22 protein-coding genes are annotated in these 23130 nt (G+C 47.4%); 16 read left to right on the top strand and 6 right to left on the bottom strand.

Annotation, left to right across the window (positions count from 1 at the left end):
- Nucleotides 1-34: 34 nt before the first annotated feature.
- Nucleotides 35-772: a MerR family transcriptional regulator gene (locus tag MHI37_RS30150; RefSeq protein WP_076337591.1), complete on the top strand. Its 738-nt coding sequence runs from the start codon at nt 35-37 to the stop codon at nt 770-772.
- 129 nt (nt 773-901) lie between these two features.
- Nucleotides 902-1360 (top strand): hypothetical protein, encoded by a 459-nt coding sequence (locus MHI37_RS30145; protein WP_076337590.1) that lies wholly within the window; start codon nt 902-904, stop codon nt 1358-1360.
- A gap of 779 nt (nt 1361-2139) precedes the next feature.
- On the opposite strand, the gene MHI37_RS30140 is transcribed toward MHI37_RS30145, so the two are convergent.
- Nucleotides 2140-4374, bottom strand: coding sequence for a GDYXXLXY domain-containing protein (locus MHI37_RS30140; RefSeq protein ID WP_179090160.1), 2235 nt, complete (start codon nt 4372-4374; stop codon nt 2140-2142).
- 253 nt (nt 4375-4627) lie between these two features.
- Between MHI37_RS30140 and MHI37_RS30135 the strand changes: the two genes are divergently transcribed.
- The 4 genes from MHI37_RS30135 (at nt 4628) to MHI37_RS30120 (ending at nt 9009) form a co-directional block, all read left to right on the top strand.
- Entirely contained in the window at nt 4628-6148 is a 1521-nt protein-coding gene (locus MHI37_RS30135; protein WP_076335661.1) for a methyl-accepting chemotaxis protein, read from the top strand.
- A 163-nt stretch (nt 6149-6311) separates the two neighbouring features.
- A complete protein-coding gene (locus MHI37_RS30130; protein ID WP_076335660.1) occupies nt 6312-7760 on the top strand; it encodes a DEAD/DEAH box helicase in 1449 nt (482 codons plus the stop codon).
- Between the two features lie 35 nt (nt 7761-7795).
- Nucleotides 7796-8344 (top strand): class I SAM-dependent methyltransferase, encoded by a 549-nt coding sequence (locus tag MHI37_RS30125; protein ID WP_076335659.1) that lies wholly within the window; start codon nt 7796-7798, stop codon nt 8342-8344.
- 32 nt (nt 8345-8376) lie between these two features.
- Nucleotides 8377-9009, top strand: a complete 633-nt coding sequence (locus tag MHI37_RS30120) for a class I SAM-dependent methyltransferase (RefSeq protein WP_256710124.1) — start codon at nt 8377-8379, stop codon at nt 9007-9009.
- Nucleotides 9010-9581: 572 nt separating this feature from the next.
- Here MHI37_RS30120 and MHI37_RS30115 read toward each other — a convergent pair.
- Nucleotides 9582-10562: a BadF/BadG/BcrA/BcrD ATPase family protein gene (locus MHI37_RS30115; protein WP_076335658.1), complete on the bottom strand. Its 981-nt coding sequence runs from the start codon at nt 10560-10562 to the stop codon at nt 9582-9584.
- A gap of 231 nt (nt 10563-10793) precedes the next feature.
- Here MHI37_RS30115 and MHI37_RS30110 point away from each other — a divergent pair, with 231 nt between their 5' ends.
- The 5 genes from MHI37_RS30110 to MHI37_RS30090 all read left to right on the top strand — a co-directional run bounded on the left by MHI37_RS30110 (nt 10794) and on the right by MHI37_RS30090 (nt 15881).
- Nucleotides 10794-12539 (top strand): ABC transporter ATP-binding protein, encoded by a 1746-nt coding sequence (locus MHI37_RS30110; protein ID WP_076335657.1) that lies wholly within the window; start codon nt 10794-10796, stop codon nt 12537-12539.
- A 21-nt stretch (nt 12540-12560) separates the two neighbouring features.
- Nucleotides 12561-13235, top strand: a complete 675-nt coding sequence (locus MHI37_RS30105; protein ID WP_076335656.1) for a response regulator transcription factor — start codon at nt 12561-12563, stop codon at nt 13233-13235.
- On the top strand, nt 13232-14293 hold the full coding sequence (locus MHI37_RS30100; RefSeq protein WP_076335655.1) for a HAMP domain-containing sensor histidine kinase: 1062 nt from the start codon (nt 13232-13234) through the stop codon (nt 14291-14293). Before MHI37_RS30105 ends, MHI37_RS30100 begins: the two co-directional genes overlap by 4 nt.
- A 133-nt stretch (nt 14294-14426) precedes the next feature.
- A complete protein-coding gene (locus tag MHI37_RS30095; protein ID WP_076335654.1) occupies nt 14427-14678 on the top strand; it encodes a GlsB/YeaQ/YmgE family stress response membrane protein in 252 nt (83 codons plus the stop codon).
- A gap of 105 nt (nt 14679-14783) precedes the next feature.
- Nucleotides 14784-15881, top strand: coding sequence for an MBL fold metallo-hydrolase (locus tag MHI37_RS30090; protein ID WP_076335653.1), 1098 nt, complete (start codon nt 14784-14786; stop codon nt 15879-15881).
- Nucleotides 15882-16274: 393 nt separating this feature from the next.
- On the opposite strand, the gene MHI37_RS30085 is transcribed toward MHI37_RS30090, so the two are convergent.
- Nucleotides 16275-17273, bottom strand: coding sequence for a DUF1835 domain-containing protein (locus MHI37_RS30085; protein WP_256710119.1), 999 nt, complete (start codon nt 17271-17273; stop codon nt 16275-16277).
- Nucleotides 17274-17442: 169 nt separating this feature from the next.
- Between MHI37_RS30085 and MHI37_RS30080 the strand changes: the two genes are divergently transcribed.
- The 5 genes from MHI37_RS30080 (at nt 17443) to MHI37_RS30060 (ending at nt 20704) form a co-directional block, all read left to right on the top strand.
- Complete coding sequence (locus MHI37_RS30080) at nt 17443-17901, top strand: MarR family transcriptional regulator (protein WP_076335651.1); 459 nt, start codon at nt 17443-17445, stop codon at nt 17899-17901.
- 142 nt (nt 17902-18043) lie between these two features.
- Nucleotides 18044-18445 carry a DoxX family protein gene (locus MHI37_RS30075; RefSeq protein ID WP_076335650.1) on the top strand — a complete coding sequence of 134 codons (402 nt, stop codon included), beginning with the start codon at nt 18044-18046 and terminating at the stop codon, nt 18443-18445.
- Between the two features lie 60 nt (nt 18446-18505).
- The gene (locus tag MHI37_RS30070) at nt 18506-19456 is read left to right on the top strand and encodes a ring-cleaving dioxygenase (RefSeq protein ID WP_076335649.1); all 951 of its coding nucleotides are present in this window, start codon (nt 18506-18508) and stop codon (nt 19454-19456) included.
- Nucleotides 19453-20064, top strand: coding sequence for an alpha/beta hydrolase (locus tag MHI37_RS30065; protein WP_076335648.1), 612 nt, complete (start codon nt 19453-19455; stop codon nt 20062-20064). Before MHI37_RS30070 ends, MHI37_RS30065 begins: the two co-directional genes overlap by 4 nt.
- 25 nt (nt 20065-20089) lie before the next feature.
- Nucleotides 20090-20704 carry a flavin reductase family protein gene (locus MHI37_RS30060; RefSeq protein WP_076335647.1) on the top strand — a complete coding sequence of 205 codons (615 nt, stop codon included), beginning with the start codon at nt 20090-20092 and terminating at the stop codon, nt 20702-20704.
- Nucleotides 20705-20758: 54 nt separating this feature from the next.
- Here the strand turns inward: MHI37_RS30060 and phnE (MHI37_RS30055) are convergent, their stop codons facing one another.
- The 3 genes from phnE (MHI37_RS30055) to phnC are packed head-to-tail and all read right to left on the bottom strand — an operon-like array spanning nt 20759 to nt 23120.
- Complete coding sequence (gene phnE, locus MHI37_RS30055; protein WP_076335646.1) at nt 20759-21562, bottom strand: phosphonate ABC transporter, permease protein PhnE; 804 nt, start codon at nt 21560-21562, stop codon at nt 20759-20761.
- Nucleotides 21559-22350, bottom strand: coding sequence for a phosphonate ABC transporter, permease protein PhnE (gene phnE / locus MHI37_RS30050; protein ID WP_076335645.1), 792 nt, complete (start codon nt 22348-22350; stop codon nt 21559-21561). Before phnE (MHI37_RS30050) ends, phnE (MHI37_RS30055) begins: the two co-directional genes overlap by 4 nt.
- Complete coding sequence (gene phnC / locus MHI37_RS30045; RefSeq protein ID WP_076335682.1) at nt 22347-23120, bottom strand: phosphonate ABC transporter ATP-binding protein; 774 nt, start codon at nt 23118-23120, stop codon at nt 22347-22349. The genes phnE (MHI37_RS30050) and phnC overlap by 4 nt, the downstream gene beginning before the upstream one ends.
- Nucleotides 23121-23130: the final 10 nt, after the last annotated feature.

Below are 23130 nucleotides of genomic sequence, written 5' to 3'. Positions count from 1 at the left end.
ACCCTATAGTGATGAATAAGGGAGGTGAGCATCCATGAAAGTAAAGGAAGTTGCAGATTTGGTCGGGATCAGCGTGCGCACGCTGCATCATTATGATGAGATTGGTCTCCTTAAGCCAGGTGAAATAACGGAGGCCGGCTATCGTCTTTATTCCGATCAGGAGCTGGAGCGTCTTCAGCAAATTTTGTTCTTTCGTGAGCTGGACTTTCCTTTGAAGAAAATAAAAGAAATACTCAGCAGCCCTGCCTTTAACAAAGAGGAGGCGCTTCAGCTTCAACGCAGAATGCTGCATAGCAAGCAGCGCCAGCTGGAGCAAATGATCCGAACGATTGATCGGACGATTCTACACATGAGAGGAGAAATTGTAATGACCAATGAACAGAAATTTGAAGGCTTTAGCTTTGGTAGCAATCCCTATGAGCAAGAGGCTCGCGAGCGCTATGGAGATGAGAGCGTAGATAATTCCAAGGCTCAAATAGGTAAAATGACTGAAAAAGAGCAAGCAGATTTGGCAAGCGGTATGAATGCGATCTACTTCAAGCTGGCAGCGCTTCGCAACGATCCACCAGAGTCGGAGCAATCACAGGCAGCGATACAAGAGTGGTACAACTATTTGAATAAATTAGGCAGCTATTCGCTGGAAGCGTTCAAGGGGCTCGGACAAATGTATGTAGAGGACGGGCGTTTCATGAAGAACATTGATCAATTTGGCGAGGGCTTGGCGGTATTTATGCGTGATGCAATGGCTGTTTATGCCGATCAAAACAAATAAATAAGCAGTTCATTGATTTTAAAAATAGACTTAGCTGGTTACCATTAACTTTTTTTAATAAAGCCTAAATTGAAACTCCTTATCCGAACCTATATTATGGTATAGACCAATCGGAAGGGAGATCTACAAATGACAACAGAACTTACGCCTAACCATGTACGCAACTTTACTGTATCCACCGAAATCTTTTTTAACCCAAGCTTGGATATTTATTCGCAAATGATTTATATCGTGCTGAGCTCGGGTACTGTAGACTCTGCATCGCTGACGATAGATGACGTCGCCAAGAAAGGCCGGATGACAACAAAAAATGCTATTAAAGCGATGCAAGCATTAGTTGATGAGCAGCTAATCCCACATAAATTGTTCCGCAAAATGATTGGGGAATTTCAGGATGACCGCTTATCCTGGGCGGCGAAGGGGCTGCTCACCTATTGCAAGGAGCATAAGAACCTTACGCTGTCTGACCTGCTGGCGCTCTCAGACCAATCAGGCGAGGATGAACAAAGCATTCGGAAGGCGTTGTCGGAGCTGGAGAAGCACGGCTATTTAGAAGAGTTTCCTGAACTGAGCAAGCTGGTGAATTAACAAGAAGAGCAGGAACGGAAGCAGCATAGCAGCTGCGAGCGTTCCTGCTCTTTTTACATGCCCAATGGGCGGGAAAATGCTGGTTTTCTGAGGAATATATAAGTTGAACTAAACATTTACGTTTTGGTCGCTGCGCGAGTAGATCATTCTTACGATCGCTGTTGCAGCCAGATTCTTTGATTTCCTAAGACATTTAAAGGTAAGAATAAGGCTACAAAGGCGAACACTTCGTTTCTCCAGAACGATCTTCTCGCTCCGCTAATCTTTATTTTTTAAGTTCAACTTATATAGATCTAATTTTTAGACCTAATTCACCGGAAATAGCCAAATTGGAGGAAATAGATCTAAAAAATAGATCTAATATCGCTGGGTGGTCCCAAATAGGCGGAAAAATGCTGGATTTTTGAGGAATAGATCTAATTTTTAGACCTAATTCACCGGAAATAGCCGGGTTGGAAGAAATAGATCTAAAAAATAGATCTAATATCGCTGGGTAGTCCCAAATAGGCGGAAAAATGCTGGATTTTTGAGGAATAGATCTAATTTTTAGACCTAATTCACCGGAAATAGCCGGGTTGGAAGAAATAGATCTAAAACATAGATCTAATATCGCTGAGTGGTCCCAAATAGGCAGGAAAAGGTTGGTTTTTTGAGAAATAGTTGTAATATCACCAGGTTAATTGTTTTTCCATGTTTTCTCTATGTTTCTCGGATTGAAACGAGCTGGCGCCGCCAAAGGACGGCGACAGCTGATTCACCTTGATTGGTGGGTGTAGGTGCTAATCCTTGCTCAGCCTCTCTAGCAGCGCGTCGCCTTTTTTGCCAACCTTTACGTAGGCGTAGCGGGCGTTTCGCTCGGTTTCGAGACCCGTACCCTCCGGTACAAAAAACGTTTCGATACCATAATAGAGGTTTTGCCAGCCGCTGGCGGAAGCGTTGATAATGACCTCGCTTACCGCAAGAGCTTCTCCGCTTTGGTAAAAGCGGTCAAACGCATAGACTCCGTCGGCGCTTTCCTGCAGAACAACCTTGATGCGGCTGAGCCCCTGTTTGTTGTCCAGCTCCTGACGAACTGCTTCTGGTGGTGTAGAAATGCTGTAATTAAGCCTTACATAGTCGCCTTGAAGGAGTGACCGGGGATCAAGCGGCTCAATGGCGAGCTTAATCGATTTGCCGGTTGACAGCAGCACTTCGCTAGTAGCTGCGTGATATCCGACGTAACCAAGCTGCAGCACAATAACGATGGCGATCAGTACCTTGCTCTTGCTCAGCAAGCGTCCGTATTCATCTGCCTTCTCCGGTACGGCAGAACGGGTCCGGTAAGCGAAAAAGTAAGTAACAGCGATAATAATCAAGCCGAGCAGTGCGAGCGTAATTGACTTATGAAGCAATGTCCAGAAAATATCGTAATATTTGAAGCCAATATAGATGAACCAGAAGGTTAAGCTGGCAGCTGCCTCCAACGCTTGGCTGCGACGGACGAATAGGAAGGTCAGGGCAGTGACGACAAGGAAATTGAGCACATTAAACAACTCGTAGGAATACGGGAATATATCTTCCATAAACGTCAGCCAAAATAAGAACAGCAGCATGTACAGCAGTCCGCATTCCCTTGCATTTTGCCGGAGCGCGCCTTCGCTAAGCAAATGGTGGCTTGCATAGATGACAGCGTTCAGCGCCGCCATAATGAGGACGATAAAGGAGTAGGCATGCTGGACGGATTCAAATAGCTGAAACAGCAGAATGGCTATATTGATGTTAAATAACGAATAGATAAACAGATGTTGTCCCCGCCCATCCAGCCGCAGCCAGCCGGCAGTCGTTACCAGCAGAAAAAGCAGGGTCAGAAACGGAAGATTGATCCAGGCAATGGCAATCAAGCCTGCTGCATATCCGATCGTGAGGATCGTATACCGAACGATTGCATTTAGACGAGTCAGAAACAGGGCCGGGATAATGAATAACAGCGAGATGACAAAGAGCACATACTCTGTGTTATCGCCGTCGGTGGCCAAAAAGACGAGACCAATCAGCGATATGCTGCCAATCAATACGCCAATAACGGTTACAGCGGTAGAGACGATTTTGCCGAAAATGGCGCTCTTATGTTCATTCCCCTCGGCTTTGGCTTCTAGCTTCTCGGTACCTTGGACAGATTGGCCGAGTCGATTCAGGTACCGGAAGAACAACACGTTGCCAGTGAGCAGCAATGCCACAAAGAGCAATCCGAATACAAAGAAGGACGTAGAGGCATGCTCGGTCAACAGCTCTAAAAACTTGAATATAGCGTATGCGGATGCTGCAAGCGCATTGAGGGTAAGCATTATTTTATTTAAGCGCATCTGACTAAAATAGTAGAAACCGAAAGCGATAGCGGCCACACTTACAATGTTCATCCAAGGTCCGTACTGCTCATAGATCAGGGAATTGCTTAGGACGAGCAAGGCAATATGGAAAGCGATAAAGCTTACATATTTCAAAGGGGGGGAGACGAGAAGTTTCGTTTCCGTGAGAATGAACAGAACCAGATTAATCAGGGCGAATAAGCCACCGATCAGAAATAACTCTCCATCGCTGTGGTAGACATTTAGGGATGAAGGGAAAAAGTACTGCCATAAAGTCAGATGAGCTAGCGCGTAGGTGAGCAAATAAAAGGGACTGAACCGCGTTATCAATGAAAATAAAAAGGCGGGTATCGTCCACACCAAAAACAGCTCATAGGTATCGGCATGTGAATTATAAATTTGATTGAGCAGGGCTACCGCCGCTCCAAACGAGATACAGCCGCCGACTAGAAAAATAGAGGACAGGAAGGAGTGGTGTCCCAGCATGATCTTCATCTTCGCGAACAGAAAGGACGATCCGTAGAAAAGAACCATGATTCCTGCAGAGGCTAAAATTTTATCGGCACGACCAAGGCCGCCCCAGTTAGCGGCAAAGAAATAAATAATGGCGGCAAGCAGGAGAGAAACGCCCATAAGGAAGCTGACACGTGTAACATTTAATCGTAGCATTGCACTCACACGCCTTTCATATTGGTATGTACTTTCATTATAGTGACCTATTCTTATATCAACTAGTACTCACTTTTTGTAGTACTAGTGCTCCACGGAAAAGACCGCTTTCATCTCCTAATTTTGTGACATAACAGCCACTGAATAATTAAATCGACAAAATTCAGCAACGATCCTATAATTGGGGTACAAATAGGAAATAGCGTTGTTTGATGAACACGATATTATCTTTATAGTGGGGTGGAAGACGATCATGACAAACATCATTAGAAACATCCGTATGGTTGTAAAGGAGAAGGATGAGCAGTTATCCGAGAGAGACCGTGATATGGTCAGACGCAATCTTGTAGTACTGTGTGCTTTATTATTTACACTAGGTATCACATTGTTAAGCATACTTGCTTTTATTGGCCAAGGATCAGTGGACGCCAGCACATTCAGAATTATTGTTTTACAGCTTTTGACCACGGGTTTGTATGCTTTTTTTTATTTCTCGCGGAAGCTTATTCCTTATATTTGTTATTTAGCTATTATCGGATCAAGTATTAATACCATATCTACGATCCTTCAGTCCCCCAGCATATCCAATACATTTTCAATCTTTTATATGCTTGTCATTTGCGTTATTTTTATGAAGCTATGGCCGCTTGTGTTAGGGATTACTCTAGGGTTTGCTGAGCTGCTGTACATATTAATTGGGCAAGGTGAACAATTACAGCTGGATGCAGCGACAGTTCCTACCTATATAATTATGTACATATTAATTGCTTTTCTATTATTCGGTGCGATTAACGTTTCCACGAAAATGATCAAAAGCATGGAAGCAGCGCGTGAGAAAGCGGAGCATTTATCCGAGCAGCAAGCCAGCCAGCAGCAAGCGCTGATTGATCATGTTAATGTGGTTACCGCCCATTTGAACAATATAACCGCAGCTGGAGAGGAGAGTAATAATTCCTTCGTAGAAATGAATTTTGCTTTCCAGGAAATAGCACGCGGCGCCACCGATCAAGTAGATTCTACATTATCTATTAGTGACTCTATTCAGGATACGAATGCACTAATCAATCAGATGTCTGCATCTATTGATGACCTGCTTCATAAGACGAGTGAGGCGGCGACTCTTGCAGAGCAAGGCAAAGGCAGCATGGCCAAGCTAATGGAGACCAATATGGAATTCTCGCAGGATATTGCTTCCGTGAACGAGGAGACGGCACTGCTTATCGACCGATTAGCAGAAACTAGCCAATTTAGCACGACGATACGGGATATAGCTAATCAAACCAATCTATTGTCACTGAATGCCAGCATCGAGGCCGCTCGTGCAGGTGAGCATGGCAAAGGCTTTGCTGTTGTCGCAAATGAAATTCGCAAGCTGGCTGATATGACTGCACAGGCTGCTATACGTATTACCGAGCAGCTGACACAGTTTTCCGGCCAATCGGAGTCGACGCGCAGCAATCTGTCCCAAGCGGCTCATCGTATGCAGGATAGCCATGCCATTACAGAGTATACAAGAGAGTCCTTTGATTCCATTGTTAGCTCAGTATCGGAGCTTAATGTATTGACAATAGGCTACGGCAGTCTGATGCAAAAAATTAATAGCTCCTCAGGGGTTATTGGCGATTCTACAGCGAACCTTGCCTCTATTAGCGAAGAGGCTTCTGCAACGCTGGAGCAGCTCTCGGCGACGATTGAATCGCTGCTTGAAAATAATCGAAGCAGCCAAAGGCTTATCAAGCAAGCAGAGACGGATTTGCGTCATATCACTGAATAATAAGCTAGAGCACGCCTGACAATATCTTGTCAGGCGTGTTTGCTTTATGGAGGTGGATTATTGGGGATTATAGTAAGGTGTTAAAGGTTTATGAATCAAAAGACTGCCGAGTATGCTATGCTTAAAGTTACGAATAAACTAAATGTGCAGAAGAGGTCAATAGATGAGTGAAGTGAAGTTTGCGGATTATTCTTTAAGTAATGAAATTGTGCGGGCGCTAGAGAGCCTGTCCTATGAAACACCGACCGAGGTGCAGCGCGAGGTTATACCCGTAGCGCTTGAGCAGAAGGATCTTGTAGTCAAATCCCAAACGGGCAGCGGCAAGACAGCAGCTTATGGCATTCCGCTATGCGAGCTGGTCGATTGGAATGAAAATAAGCCGCAGGTGCTTGTTTTGACGCCAACAAGAGAGCTTGCTCTCCAAGTAAATGAGGATATTACGAATATAGGACGATTCAAACGGATCAAGGCGATGGCTGTTTATGGTAAGGCTCCATTTCATATTCAGAAGGCAGAGCTTAAGCAAAGAACACATGTGGTTGTAGGGACGCCGGGGCGTGTGCACGATCATATCGAACGCGGAACACTTGCGATTGATCGGATTAAATACCTAGTTATTGATGAAGCAGATGAGATGCTGAATATGGGCTTTATCGAGCAGGTGCAGGGTATCATTCAACAGCTTTCAACAGACCGAGTAACGATGCTCTTTTCCGCGACATTTCCAGAGGATGTAGCGAAGTTAGCGCACAAATATATGAAGGACCCTGTACAGGTGGAAATTAAGGCTGAGGGGTTAACGACAGCTACGATTGAGCACACCGTAATAGAAGTGAAGGAAGCGGACAAGTTCAAGCTGCTGCAGGATGTTATGATCGTCGAAAACCCGGACAGCTGCATTATTTTTTGCCGCACACAGGAAAATGTCGATCAAGTATTCCGGCAGATGGCTGAGCTGCAGTATCCGTGCGATCGCATTCACGGCGGAATGGAGCAGGATGAGCGCTTTGAAGTGATGAATGCTTTCCGCAGAGGACAATTCCGCTACTTGGTGGCGACCGATGTTGCTGCAAGAGGCATTGATATTACGAACATTACCCATGTCATCAACTTTGATATTCCGCTGGAGAAGGAAGGTTATGTTCACCGCACAGGCAGAACAGGCCGGGCCGGAAAGTCGGGAAAAGCGATTACCTTCGCAGCGCCTAAGGATGGGCGGCGTTTAGCTGAAATCGAAGGCTATATCGGGTTCGGTATTCATAAGGCCAAGGCGCCATCGGAGGAAGCGGTTGATCTTCGACGCGAGGATTTTGAGCAAAAGCTTAATATCGGTCCGGTGCTCAAAAAGGATAAGCGTGAGCAATTGAACAAACAGATTATGAAGCTGAATTTCAATGGCGGAAAGAAGAAGAAGCTTAGAGCGGTTGATTTTGTCGGCACGATTGCGAAAATAGAAGGCGTGTCTGCGGATGATATCGGTATTATCACGATATTGGACAACGTTACGGATGTAGAGATTCTAAACGGAAAAGGATCGCTCGTACTCGAAGTGATGAGAAATACGACGGTCAAGGGCAAGCAGCTGAAGGTTCGCAGAGGCAATAAATCCTAAGGCAGTGAGTCTGTAGAGGGGGCTGGGGTCTGTCGATGGAAAACCTCGTCTATCAGATGGTTATGATGATTGTGGCTGCAGCCGTTCTGGCTGCGGTCTTATACATCGTTTATAAGAGCTGGAGAAACGGCATATCGCCGATGCCTGCATCGGCAGCTGTTAGACATGCAGTTGTCCGTGTGATGAAACAGCGGGCGAGTCGCGGAGTTATGGTAGAGGCGGGTTCGGGCTGGGGTACATTAGCGCTGCAGATTGCAGAAAGCTGCAAGGGCTGGCGAGTGATCGGCATCGAAAATTCAGTTATCCCCATGTGGATATCTTTTTTGGCGGCGAGGCTTGGTAATCATCCCAATGTATCGTTCGAAAGGACTGATTTATACACATATTCATACAGGGGTGTGGATACGGTTGTGTGTTATCTTTATCCGGGAGCGATGCAGCGGCTAAGTACAATTTTTCGAGCACAATTGGATCCCGGAGCATATGTCATCAGTGTCTGCTTTGCGCTGCCGGACTGGGAGCCGGAGCAGACCATTATTTGTCGCGATCTGTATCGTACTAAGCTGTATGTATACAAGGCTTGACCATTGGGATGGAGAGCGGGAAGTGGGGAGTAATGATGAAGCTGGATTTAAAGGAGCAATTTGGCGATATTGATATCTACCTATTTGATCAGCTGCTCAAAGGCAGAGTGACACAGGAGATGCGGATACTGGATGCCGGCTGCGGCACTGGGCGGAATTTAACGTATTTGCTTCGCGGCGGCTATGAGGTGTATGCGGTCGATCGCTCGGAGGCTGCGATTGGGGAGGTGCAGAAGCTGGGGGCTGCAATCGCTCCAGGCTGGCTCAGTGAGCAGGCTCGCGTTGAGGCTGTGGAGCAGATGAGCTTTGCCGACGAAAGCTTTGATTTTATTATAAGCAGCGCGGTGCTGCATTTTGCGAATGATGAGGCTCACTTTGAACAAATGGTTCATGAGCTATGGCGGGTATTGAAGCCGGGCGGGAGATTATTCGCACGTTTGGCCTCATCCATCGGGATGGAGTCCAGTGTGCAGCCGCTTGGCAATGAACGTTATCTGCTTCCAGATGGCAGCATTCGTTTTCTTGTAAATGAAGAGCGGCTGTTAAGCTTGACTGACAGGCTGAACGGTCAATGGTATGAACCGCTCAAAACGGTCATCGTAGCAGGAAAGCGCTGCATGACCACATGGTGTATCCAAAAAACCATCTACAAAATTCAGAGCTGAACTAGAAAGCCAAAGCATACTGCTCCATATGAAATTAAGAAATGACCGCTACCTCTGATGAGGGCGGTCATTTTCCATTCTCAATGGATCACTTGCTGTATTTGGCCGATAGCGACATACACCTAGCAGCATTGTGGAGAAAAACCTACTTATTAGTAAAGTCATTATTGGAGAGAGGCCAGCGATGCTTGATAGGATGGTGGGAAGCGATTTGCGGCTTGGTGATGGAAAGTAGTGTACTTTGTACAACGGAATAGGTTGCAAAGCGCGATTCACAGGTCTACGTTGTACAAAATACAGTAGATTCGCGCTTTATTGGTCAATTTATGCCCTCGGAGGCCGATTCTATTGTAGGAAGTACACTGTAGGCTAAATGGAGCCGCTCAGACGCCGGTTTCATTGTAAAAAGTGCAGTGTAGGAGCGGCGGGTGGGCTGGCACCAACCAACCAACCAACCAACAAACATGGCCTTTGGAAGCGCAGCTAAGCTGCTCCTTGGCGAGATAACTAGATGTAATAGAAGTTAGTCTGGCAAATAAGCCGTACAGCGAGCGATCCACAATAGGCTAATTTTAGAGCTGAGGATGCTTAAACTCCTGCAGCTTGCTTATCATTTCATTATCAACGGAAACATTCACGTTTTTTAACGCCAAGAGAACTGAACCGATTACGGGTGCGAATTGCGGCTTCATAATGGAATAGCGCTTATTGTTTCCGATGGTGAGCCGATCGCTCAGCGTTCGTAGGAAATAAGTGCTGTTCGCTACGCTGCCAATGAAGGTAACGGCTACTTCTTCACTTGTGAAGGAAGCGGCAATAAGCTCGATGCCAACCTTAATTTGAGCGATGGCACGGTTGCATACGCGGATAGCAAGCACGCTTCCTTGCTCAGCCGCCTCAGTAATGACAGGAGCAAAATCGCCAAAATGTTTGTCGCGCTCGCGCCGATCCTCGGCAAAACCTTTTTTGGCAGCTTCCGCAAGCTGATCAATAGCTTGAACCCCAAAGTGCTCAAGCATCTTTAGGAGAAGAGGACGATCGGTTTCGTCATAGCCTCCAGCCAGCATTTCATATACCGCATCATAAGCGATAGAGCGAGCGGCGCTTACTGCGTAATGATGAAAATCATAATTGCGTATGAATTGACCATCTTCCGTACTACCTACAATAATGGAGCCGGTACCGGCAATAACGACGATTCCAGGCTTGCCCATCAAGGCGCCAGAGTGGGCAGATACGGCATCATTTACATGCCATTTTGGACAAGACAGACCAGGAAGCTCTGTAAGCGGAGTAATCCATTCGAGATCGGACGGCGCATCGTAGCCTGCTATGCCAGCAACCAGCGCGACTACCTGTTCATTTGTCCGGTTAGCCTGGCGCAAAGCCTCGGCTATGGCACCCTGTACATTTTGAGCGGCCTTCTCGTCCTTATAAATAGAAGCCGAGCCTCTCTCAACAAAGGAGAGCACATGACCCCAAAGATCACATATCATAACGCGGGTGTAGGTCCCGCCGCCATCTATTCCAATTACTACATGCTCCGAGTTCATAATAAAGCCTCCTGCAAAAATGATGGTGATACGATTCCAAAACGATGCCGCAGCAGTTTAATTTTACCTCATTTTCCCACCCGCAAGAAGCGGTTGTTTTGGAGATGGCTAAAGGCATCAGTTGCTTGCGGCTTCCTAATATGTGATTATGGTGTTGTTTATATTGTGTTTAAACAGGGAGTGTAAAGTAAACAGCGTGGTGGAGAGAAGAGAGATAGAGGAGTGAGATATATGAAAGACAAACGGAGTAATGTTAAGCGGTTTATAGGACTCATTATGGAGACAAATCCTCCAAAGGTGATGCTTACTATAGCGGTTATTCTAAGTGTCATTACAACACTTGTGGGATTGACGATTCCTATTTTTACAAAAAATATGGTTAACGGATTTTCACTGGGCTCATTAAGCACGGCTCAAATGATCGGCATGGGAGTCGCTTTTATTGCGCAGGTCGTATCCGGCGGTGTTTCAGTCTATCTGCTGCATTACAGCGGCAATAAAATTGTATCGTCCATTCGCGAGCGTCTATGGAGCAAGCTGCTGCGCTTGCCGGTTCCCTATTATGACAATAAATCCTCAGGGGATACGATTAGCCGTCTTACCAACGACACCGCACTGCTGAAAGGACTCATTACGGAGCATGTAACAGGCTTTTTTACAGGGATTTTGTCCATTGTTGGCGCATTGTCGATCCTATTCTATATGAATTGGCAGATGACGCTCATTATGCTTACTGTTTTTCCAGTCGCTGCTTTAATTATGGTACCGATTGGCCGCAAAATGTACACCATCTCCAAGGCGACACAGGCGGAAAATGCTCAATTTACGTCTGTCATCAATCGCGTCGTATCTGAAATTCGTCTAGTGAAGGCGTCCGGCTCGGAGCCGGTAGAATATGAGCAGGGACGTACAGGTATTCAAAATTTGTTCGGACTTGGCCTGAAGGAAGCGCGTATGCAGGCAATTATTTCGCCTATCGTTACTTTTGTTATGCTGCTGCTGCTCGTATGCTTAATTGGGTTCGGCGGTGTTCAAGTATCTTCAGGTGCAATGACTGCAGGCGAATTGGTCGCCTTCATTATGTATCTGTTTCAAATTATGCTGCCGATTACACAGATCTCACAGTTCTTCACACAGTTTCAGAAAGCAATGGGAGCGACCGATAGTATTATTGGTATTATAGAGTCAGAAGAGGAAGATCAAGATAGCGGCAAAGCCGTTACGGAGATGAATCAGACGCTGCAGGTAGACCATGTTTCCTTCTCCTATAAGCCGGAAGAGCCGATTCTTAAGGATGTGAGCTTAACGATAGCAGCGGGCAAGGTAACGGCGCTTGTCGGCCCAAGCGGCAGCGGCAAGACGACGCTTTTCTCGCTGCTAGAGCGCTTCTATGATCCAACCTCTGGCGCCATTCGGCTAGGCGGAACGGATATTCGTAATTCCTCGCTGCGCTCATGGCGCAGCCAGATCGGCTATGTGTCACAGGAGAGCCCGATTATAGCCGGGACGATAAGAGATAATCTGTGCTACGGGCTATCCCGTGAAGTCACAGATTTGGAAATCGAGCAGGCTGCTAAGATGGCCTATGCAGACGGCTTTATTGATGCACTGCCCGATCGCTATGAAACTAGTGTAGGAGAACGCGGCATTAAGCTCTCAGGCGGTCAGCGTCAGCGGATTGCTATTGCAAGAGCGCTGCTTCGGGACCCGCATATTCTCATGCTCGACGAGGCCACGTCGAATCTGGATAGCAAGTCAGAGGAAGTAGTACAGGACGCGCTGAAAAACTTGATGATCGGACGGACGACCGTCGTGATCGCTCATCGTTTATCGACGGTTGTGGATGCGGACTCGATCGTATTTTTAGAAAAAGGGATCATAACTGGTGTTGGAACTCATGATCAGCTGTATGACAGCCACGCAATGTATCGTGAATTCGCCAATGGTCAGCTTCGGTTGAATCAAACGGCCTCCTAATCGGAAGAAGAGGGTGTAGAAATGGGCTATGTACTAGTGGTGGACGATGATCCGCATATACGGGAGCTTGTTTGTGTCATTTTGCAGAAAGAGGGACTGAATGTGGAGGAGGCGCCAGACGGACAATCGGCGCTTGCACAGATGGCGAATTTACCGGCGGATATGGTTATATTGGACATCATGATGCCCAATATGGACGGCTGGGAGCTATGCCGAGAGCTGCGGAAGCAGTACGATATTCCGCTGCTCATGCTGACAGCCAAGGGAGAGATGGGGGACAAGGTAAAAGGCTTCAATCTGGGAACGGACGATTATTTGGTCAAACCATTTGATCCGGCTGAGCTAAGCGTCAGAGTCAAGGCGTTGATGAAGCGCTATCGCATAGCAGTATCCCAGCAGGTAGCTGTAGCAGAGCTAATGCTGGATCGTCAGGCTTATGAAATAAGGGTGCATTCGGAAAATATTACGCTCCCGCCGAAGGAGTTTGAGCTGCTGTTCATGCTGGTTAGCCATCTAGGCCGAACACTTCCGCGAAATCAGCTGATCGAGTCGATTTGGGGATATGATTTTGACGGTAATGAAAGAACGCTCGATGTGCATATTAACCGATTAAGGGAACGATTCGTGACCTGGCAGGTTTCCATTAAGATTAGTACGATTCGTGGTCTCGGCTATCGACTGGAGGCTTTGAAATGAAGCATCAATCATCTAAATGGCTGATTGGGCTGAAGGTTGCAGGAGCAACAGCGATGGTTTTCACGTTTAGCGGCGGCGCTTTTTCACTTGCTTATTGGCTGACTTACTGGTTCTATTCAAAGCATGAGGTGGATTTGCCGGAGTATGTGCTTCAGCTCGTGAATTGGGGCCTCGGTGTTCTCCTATTAATTTTGATTTTTGCGGTCGTTAATTTGCTGGTCCAGCCGAAGCAGAGAGCGGTTTGGAACGAGATGATGGATGCATTAAGGCGAATGGCCAAAGGCGACTTCAATGTAATGGTGGATCAGGATAAGAAGTATCGTGGTCAAATCGGTGATTTCATACAATCCATTAACGATATGGCCCATGATTTAAAGCAGGTCGAGCTGCTGCGGCAGGAATTTATCTCGAATGTATCGCATGAGATTCAATCTCCCTTAACATCTATTCGCGGCTTCGCAAGCACGCTGCAGCGCGAGGATTTAAGCGCAGAGGAGCAAAAGCATTACTTGTCCATTATTGAGAAGGAAACGACACGGCTATCCAGAATAAGCGACAATCTGCTAAAGCTGACTACGCTTGAATCGGAGCAGCAGCAGCTTGATCGGAGACGTTACCGCCTTGATGCGCAGCTGGAGAGTATCGTACTGGCTTGTGAGCCCCAGTGGCTGGAGAAGGAGCTTGAGCTTGAATTAGAGCTGGAGGAAACGGAAATTGCGGCGAATGAGGAGATGTTAAGCCAGGTCTGGGTAAATCTCATTCATAATGCGATTAAGTTTACGCCTGCTCTGGGCAGCATCAGAATCGTACTGCGCAAAGTAGAGAATAACATAGCTGTGACCATAACGGATACGGGTATTGGCATTTCGCCTGAGGACCAGCTTCGTATTTTTGAGCGCTTCTATATGGGAGACAAGCAGCGTACAAGAACTGCTGACGGAAGCGGGCTTGGACTGTCCATAGTGAAAAAAATTGTAGAGCTGCATCAAGGCGATATTCAAGTGAAAAGCCGTCTGCTCGCAGGCTCAACCTTTGAGGTAACGCTGCCAGCTGAATAGCCTCAACACCAAGAATTGACCGTTTAAAGACGCTAGTTCCTCCTGCCAAATATTACTTTTAACCAATTTGTTTCAAATGAGGTATATGTGGTTAATCTTAGCTATATGGTTATACAGAGAGGGGAAGATCAATATGGGTCTATTATGGACATTAATTGTAGGTGGAATAATTGGCTGGTTAGGCGGCTTGATCGCAGGGCGTGACATTCCAGGAGGGATTATCGGCAACATTGTAGCTGGTTTCGTCGGCGCTTGGCTTGGTACACTCATTCTAGGTGACTGGGGTCCAACATTAGGTGGCTTTGCTATTATTCCAGCCATTATTGGATCGATTGTGGTTGTTCTTATATTGAGTGCAATTATGCGCGGGGCAAGACGAAGATAAGCTGACTTTTATATAAACTTAATAGAACCGTTGTTGAAGTGTAACGTATACTTCAATAGCGGTTCTTTTTTTATTTAAAATGTAACAGTGAGAGAGGTTAGAGGAATGCTCCTATTTATTAGCATCATTGTCATCTTGATTGTTGCCGTTTATTTGATTCTGCATTATTATCCTGCGTTTGGTGCTAAACAGTCGGTGGAGCAAAGGCAGCATCTCAGTCGGTCGAGGCAATACAAGGACAAGAAATTTAGAAATGCTATTCCTACAGTAATGATGGATAGTACTACAGGCGAAAAAATTAAGCTGCTTGTGGAATTTGTAAGAGGCAATAAGAAGGCGAGACCGGCTAAGGCGGTTGTTTTTGAGCCGTTTAGCGGCAGGAGTGCTGGCGAGGGGCAGAAGCCAGCAGTGACTTGGTTTGGGCATTCGGCAGCCATGCTTCAGCTCGATAATAAGACGCTGCTGCTTGATCCGATGTTCGGCCGGGCACCGTCGCCGTTTCCTTTCATCGGGGGCAAGCGGTTCAGCCATAAGCTGCCGTTTGAGATCGAGCAGCTGCCGTTAATCGACGCGGTAATCATATCGCATGATCATTATGATCATCTGGATTACGGTTCGATTATGAAGCTGAAGAGCAAGGTAAAGCGATTTATTGTTCCACTCGGCGTGGCCTCCCATTTGGTGAGATGGGGTGTGAACCCTGCGATTATTGAGGAGCATGATTGGTGGGAGGAGTTTTCCTATGAGGGGCTGCAGCTGGCCTGCACGCCCGCAAGACATTTCTCGGGCAGAAGTCTGGGGGACCGGGATGCTACGTTATGGTGCTCATGGGTGATACAGGGACGCGAGAACAAGATCTTTTTTAGCGGCGACAGCGGTTATGGTCCGCATTTCAAAGAAATTGGCGAAAAGTATGGACCATTTGATCTTACATTAATGGAATGCGGGCAATACGATGATCGTTGGGCTGCTATTCATATGATGCCTGAAGAAACGGTGCAAGCGCATTTGGATGTCCGCGGGAAGGTGTTAATTCCCATCCACTGGGGTGCGTTTACGCTTGCGCTGCATGATTGGACGGACCCGGTAGAGCGTGCTGTCCGCGCAGCAAAGCAGCATGCGGCGTTGATTTCCACTCCCAAAATAGGCGAGACCGTTTATATCCAAGCAGCTGCGTATCCGTCCTTTTCTTGGTGGCGGTAAAGTGAATAAAGGGCTGTCATCAAAGATCTATATGGATCTTTGATGACAGCTCTTCTGTGTTGTTTCACGCTAATGTGGAAATAAAATGGGTGAGTATGATCTGAAACATTCAATTCTTGGGATGGGTGTGCTCGCCCGAGGGGGTTATTTATGAAATAGCGCTATAGGATGAGGCTACGCTGCACTTTGTACAACGTAATCGACGTTACTTGCCCGACTCGACTCGTACGCTGCAGTTTGTGCAACGGATTTCCAATTATAGAGCGATATTCGTTGGTCTGAAGCTAATTCTACTGCAATACTACATTGTAGCCGTCTGAAACAGCTCCCATGTCAGGTTTCTGTTGTATTAAGTGCAGTCTGGGTTTTTATTTGCTCAAGCGTAAGGCGTTGCTATTGGCGTATGAGGGCCGAATGCTCGGGATTCCAGCGCCATGAGGGTTGATCTCCCTTGAGCAAAACACCGCCATACCATTGGTAAATACCGTTCAAGCTGATCCAATTCTTATGCCCCTTCACGACCGTAGTACCAAGCTCGGTTAGCTTTACTTTGGATTGCAGAAAGTGTTCAGGTGAATCATGTAGTCCCGGAAACTTGCCGTCACCTTCAATGCTAAGCAGCGGATGAGAGCCTAGGGAGAGACGGCGCAAGCAGAGCCAATACTGGATATCACCCATGCCAAGCATGTGATGCTTATCGCTTGTCTGCTGAAATAGCTGGAGGGGAGTGTCTATTCCTTTGGTGAGCAGTTCCAGCGTTGTTTGTTCGATAATGCCAAGGCCATTATGTACAGAAGGAAACCGAGCTAAGTGGATGCGCAGAGCATCATGAAGAAAAGGGAGCGCTGAGGTGTCCTCTTCAAGCAGACTGACGATAGCTTCAGGAGTGGAGGATGTATAAGCTTCCCAAGCTTTGTGGCCGAGTAGAAGCTGTTCAGTGCTTATTTCTTGCCAGGTGCCGACCAGAGTAGAAAGCTGCGCTGCGGAAAGCTGGCCGAGACCATGGAATAATGGAATGCCCGGATATTCATTGATGCTTAGCAAATGCAGTCTCGTCTTGTCTTCTAAGTGCTGCGAGAACCAGTGAAGCAAATAGCTAAGCATGGTTTGGTCGAATAGGTCATGCTCGAACCAAAGGACAATATCTTCATGCAAATGAAAATCAGCGAGCTGCTTCTCTTGTGCCTCCGATGAGCTGCACCATTCCTTCAGCGGTATACCTAAAGCTTGTTCCAAGAAATCTCCTCTAGCCTTTCGATTCTCGGGCAGCTCGGGCTGCAAGAAGACAGGCCCCTCTGTATAGATTTCTCGCCAAACGAGAATATCCCCTTGAATCCCAGTCTCTCTGAGCGTATCTGCGACAGAATCTCCATTAACAATATGCAGCATCATCTCGCCTCCTTTACGTTGATTGTGGATGAGATGAAGCCTATTTGCAAACGCTATTCGTTAGCAGCTGCCTAATTTATTAAATAAGGTTGACAGCAGCTCGAAATTATATTATCTTTAACTTAAGATAATATAATTCAAGATAAATGCAGCGCAGAAGGGAGTGATAATCATGACTAACGAAAATCAAACACAAAAGCAAAATGATTCATTAGATCTTTTCATTGCGCTGTCTAGAGCGACCCAGTGGGTAAATGCGCACGCGGATCGTGATATTCGCAATAATGGCTTAAACCGTTCAGAATTTGGGGTTCTTGAGTTGTTGTACCATAAAGGACCACAGCCTTTGCAGCAAATTGGCGAGAAGGTGCTGATGAGCAGCGGCAACATTACTTATGTTGTAGATAAGCTGGAGAAGAAGCAAATGGTGCGTCGCCGCGCTTCAACGGAGGATAGACGTCTCATCTACGCCGAGCTGACTGAGCAGGGCAAGCAATTCGTAGAGGAAGCGTTTCCTGGGCATCAAGCAACGATTGAGCAGGCGGTGAACGGACTTTCGCCAGAAGAGCAGCAGTTAGCGAGCAAGCTGCTTAAGAAGCTAGGCAAGTTTGCACAGGAGCATTACAAGTAGCTGGGCATAAATAGGGAGAACAGCTGCTTTGTTCATATAGGGAAACGGGCTTCGACACTTGAATGCTGTGTGAGCCCTTGTATCTTTGTCTTATATCTTAAATTAGAGATTCTTTAAATTATAATAAAATGGAGGAATTATAATGAGTATTTCATTGGGATTGTTGATCGTTCGTCTAGTTGTAGGTTTGTTGTTCGTAGGGCATGGAGCACAGAAGCTGTTCGGCTGGTTTGGCGGGTATGGTCCGAAGGGCACGGGCGGTTGGCTGGAGTCTATTGGCATTAAGCCAGGGGTAGCGATGGCCGTTGTTGCGGGTCTCATGGAGCTTGTTGGCGGCCTGTTATTCGCAGCAGGCTTGATTACACCTCTTGCGGCTGTTTTGATCGTGCTTACGATGCTGGTCGCTATTGTGAAGGTGCACGGACCAAATGGATTATGGTCGACAGCTAACGGATATGAATATAATTTGGTTCTAATAGCCATTGCTATAGGTATTGCTTTAATAGGGGCTGGAGATTACTCCCTTGATGCTTTGATTGGTTAATAGATCATTTAGTGAGTTACATTACTTTCGAAATTACTTTAGAATAAGGAGTGCAAGCATATGACAACTCAAACGGCAGGCATTCACCATATAACGGCCTTTGTTAGAGACCCGCAAATTACAACTGATTTCTATGCAGGAGTGCTGGGGCTGCGCTTAATTAAAAAGACAATTAACTTCGATGCCCCCGAGGTGTATCATTTGTACTTTGGCAATGAGATGGGAAGCCCAGGCACCGCTATTACATTCTTTCCTTGGAAAAATGCACGCCAAGGCAGGATTGGCGGAGGTCAAGTCGGCTTTACCACCTACGTCGTTCCTGCTGGAGCGCTCGATTTCTGGAAGGAGCGGCTGACGAAGTTCCAGATAGCCTTTATACAAACGTCGAGATTTGGCGAGACCTATCTGCAATTTGTAGACCCAGATGGCTTGAAGCTTGAAATTGTAGCCCGTGAGCACGGTGCGGAGAGTAAATGGGCGTTTGGCGGAGTCTCTGCAAATAAAGCGATCAAAGGATTCGGCGGCGCTATTCTGTACAGCACCGCTCCCGCTCAAACCGCAGAGCTTCTCATCAACGTGATGGGACTTGCGAGGGTAGGTCAGGAAGGGGCCTATATGCGTTTCAAATCGACAGGAGATTTGGGCAATCTTATTGATGTTAACGTGGCGAGCATGGAGCTAGGGCATGGCGGTGCAGGGACTGTTCACCATATCGCTTGGCGAGCCAAAGATGATGCCGAGCATGCGCTTTGGAGCAGCCATGTGGAGAGAAATGGCTTCCAGCCTACACCAATTGTAGACCGTCAATATTTTAATGCACTCTATTTCCGCGAGACTGGGGGCATATTATTTGAGATTGCGACGGATACTCCGGGATTTGACCGAGACGAAGCTTCTGAGCATCTAGGAGAAAAGCTCATGCTTCCAGCATGGTTTGAGGAAAAAAGAACACAGGTTGAACAGCTATTGTCGCCATTTGAGGTAAGAGTTTTGAAGGAGGATCAATCATGAAGCATTTATTTAAACAAGGTACCGATAAAGAAGCTCCAGTACTGCTGCTCTTGCATGGAACGGGAGGCACGGAGCGGGATTTGCTCCCGCTCGCGGAGCTTGTCTCGCCTGCCTCATCTGTACTAAGCGTTAGAGGAAATGTGCTGGAGAATGGCATGCCTCGTTATTTCCGGCGGCTGGCGGAAGGTCTATTTGATATCGAGGATCTTCTGTTTCGTACGAAGGAGCTGAATGATTTTCTAGATAGCGCTGCAAGCGAGTACGGCTTTGATCGAAACAATCTAGTTGCAATTGGCTACTCCAACGGGGCTAATATTGCTGGGAGCTTACTGTTTCATTATCAAGGTACTTTGCGCGGTGCGATCCTGCATCACCCGATGGTACCCATCCGCGGCGTCACGTTGCCTGATCTAGCAGATGTTCCTTGCTTCATCGGCGCAGGCTCGAATGATCCGCTTTGCACGCCTCAGGAGACCGAGGATCTTGATCGTTTGCTGCAGGGAGCAGGTGCTTCCGTTACCGTTCATTGGGAGCAGCATGGCCATCAGCTGACAAGCTCAGAGGTGACAGCGGCAGCAGCTTGGTATAAAGAAACCTTTACTGTGTAATTAAATGATAAAAGGGGTGCTGGCTGTGCGGTCCATTGATCCAACGAGTCAAAGTGTGCAGGATAATTACAAGCTGCTCATCGGCAGTATTGTTCCGCGGCCTATCGCCTTCGTAACAACCCAATCAATCGAAGGGGTGCTGAATGCAGCACCCTTCAGCTTCTTCAATATTGTAACAGCTAACCCACCGATGGTAGCGGTATCCGTGCAGCGCAAGCCTGGCGGTGAGCAGAAGGATACTGCCCGCAATGCGGTTGCAGTAGGTGAATTCGTTGTCCATATCTCCGATGAAAGCTACATTGAAGCAATCAATGTCACAGCTGCAAATTTGCCGCCAGAGGAGAGTGAGGTTGCTCTTGCGGGGCTGACTGCTATTGCAAGTGAATCTGTGGGGGTTCCCGGCGTTGCTGAGGCGAGAATTCGTATGGAATGTGTACTTGAACAATCGCTTCCGCTGGGCGGCTCTGCCGAAGCACCGGCCTGCGACCTATTGATTGGGAGAGTTGTACGCTTTCACGTCGATGATGCTCTTTACGAAAACGGAAGAATTAACGCAGAGGCATTGAAGCCCGTTAGCCGCTTGGCCGGCAATGATTATGCCAAGCTTGGGGAGCAGTTTTCAATAGAACGGCCTGTTTGAAACATCCCGTACACGATGATTGCTCATCGGTACGGGATGTTTTTGCGAATGCGGTTATACAAGGCGCCTGCGGATCGCGCCAGAAATCATATCGATGATCGTAATCAGTACGACAATGCCGAGTAAAATAATGCCGACGCGATCCCAGTTTCGGGTGCTGAGGGCGAAGATGAGCGGTGTACCAATGCCGCCAGCACCAATCACGCCAAGGATGGTCGCCGAGCGCATATTAATTTCGAAGCGGTAAAGCATGTACGATAGAAAGCCTGGGAGCACCTGTGGCAGGACGGCAAACCATAAAATTTGCATCCGATTTGCGCCAGTGGCGAGCAGTGCTTCCACTGGTCCCTTATCCATGCTCTCCACTTCATCAGCGAACAGTTTACCGAGCATTCCGACGGAATGCAAGCCTAGCGCAAGGACACCAGCGAACGAGCCAGGACCAACGGCCTTAATAAACATCAGGGCCAATACGATTTCAGGAATGGCCCGAATGAAGCTGAGCACCATTTTGCCTGAGCCGGAGACTGCTCTTGAACTGCTCATGTTAACAGCTGCCCAGAAAGCGAGCGGCAGACAAATCAGTGTAGAGATAAAAGTACCTAGAATGGATATGGCTAATGTATCGAGCAAGCCTCGCAGCAGATCCTCGCCTTCAGGCAAATAAACAAAATCCCAATCGGGAGAGAAGATGCCAGTCATGATTGACTTCGTAATTTGAACAGCTGTTTCCTTAATGCCTGTAAACGGGACACCCGCAAAAGCCCAAATATAGACCGCAGCCAGTGCGAGATAAATCAGCCAGCGGTAATGATATTTTCTCGGTTTCTGAATGACAGTATTCCAGTTTTTGTTCATAGCAGCTTCTCCCGCAGCTTAGAGCTTGAATAATCAATGAGCAAGACGATGGCTAATGTGAAAATAATAATGACGCTCGTTTTGTCGTATTCTAGAAAGCCTAGCGTAATTTCATAATAGTGACCGATTCCGCCAGCACCTACAAGGCCAAGCACGGCTGCTGCGCGAACGTTGATTTCAAAGGTATAAAGCGTAAACGACATGAAATGAGCTTGTATTTGCGGAATGACGGCATATAAGATACGCTGCATGCTGGTAGCGCCGACGGCGGTCATCGCCTCCAGCGGCCCGCGATCAATGGATTCCAAAGCCTCATATGTCAGCTTGGCAATAAGCCCCAAAGAAAAGACGGTTAGTGCCATTGTCCCCGGCAGCGGCCCGATTCCGACAATCGCTACAAAGATGGCTGCGAGCAGCAGATCGGGAATAGTGCGAATTAGATTAAGCACGAAACGTACAGGGTGACGGAGCCACCAGCTCCTCGTTAGGTTGCTTGCACACAGCAGGGCAACAGGCACGGCAAATACAGCGCCGATCGTCGTTCCGATGAGGGCCATACGAATCGTCTCCAGCATAGCGCTAATGATATTGTCGAAATAGGTCCATTTTGGCGGAAACATCTCTGCAAGCAGATCGAACATATTTGGAAAGCCTTCAATTAGCTCGCGTGGCGTAGCCTCGGTTTGAATTGAGCTTCCCCAAAGCAGTAGAAGAACGATCACTGCCGTCAAATAATGCTTAAGCTTGCTCGGCGGCTTCGGGCGCTTAAGCTCGGTTTGGTTGTTCATGCGCGTCGCTCTCCCAGCAGTTCAGCTTCCTCAATCGGGCGACCGTATATTTCAGCAAATATCTCGTCCGTTGCCTCTGCTACCGGCCCGTCAAATACGACCTGTCCGCCCCGCAAACCAACGATACGTGTCGCGTATTGCCGTGCCAAATCGACATAGTGTAAATTTACAATCGTTGTGATGCCAAGCTCCAGATTGATTTTCTTCAAATCATCCATGACCTGCTTCGTTGTAAGCGGGTCGAGGGAGGCGACGGGCTCGTCTGCCAAAATAATTTTTGCCTCTTGCGCGAGCACACGAGCGATCGCCACTCGCTGCTGCTGGCCGCCAGAGAGCTCATCCGCGCGTGAATAAGCTTTCTCGACAATATTGACGCGGTCCAGCGCTTCGAAGGCAAGATTCATGTCTTGCTCAGGGAATCGGCCTGTCAGTGTACGTATTGTAGAATGATAGCCAACCCGCCCTGCGAGCACGTTGCGCAGCACCGATGAGCGCTTGACGAGGTTGAAGCTCTGAAAGATCATGCCGATATTGCGGCGGATCAAGCGAAGCTGCTTGCCCTTCGCTTTCGTAATGGATTGCCCATCGACCAGAATATCACCCTCTGAAATATCGTGAAGACGATTGATAGAGCGCAGCAGCGTTGACTTCCCAGCGCCGGAGAGCCCAACGATAACGATAAATTCACCTTTGGCAAAGGTGAGGTTGATCCGGTTCAAGCCTTTTGTTCCGTTTGAATACAATTTCGATACATTTCGAAGTTCGATCACAGGAAGATCA

It is taken from the genome of Paenibacillus sp. FSL H8-0548, from assembly GCF_038630985.1.
GTDB lineage: Bacteria > Bacillota > Bacilli > Paenibacillales > Paenibacillaceae > Pristimantibacillus.
Note: the sequence above shows the minus strand (reverse complement) of the source record. Positions and strands in the feature narration are given on the sequence as shown.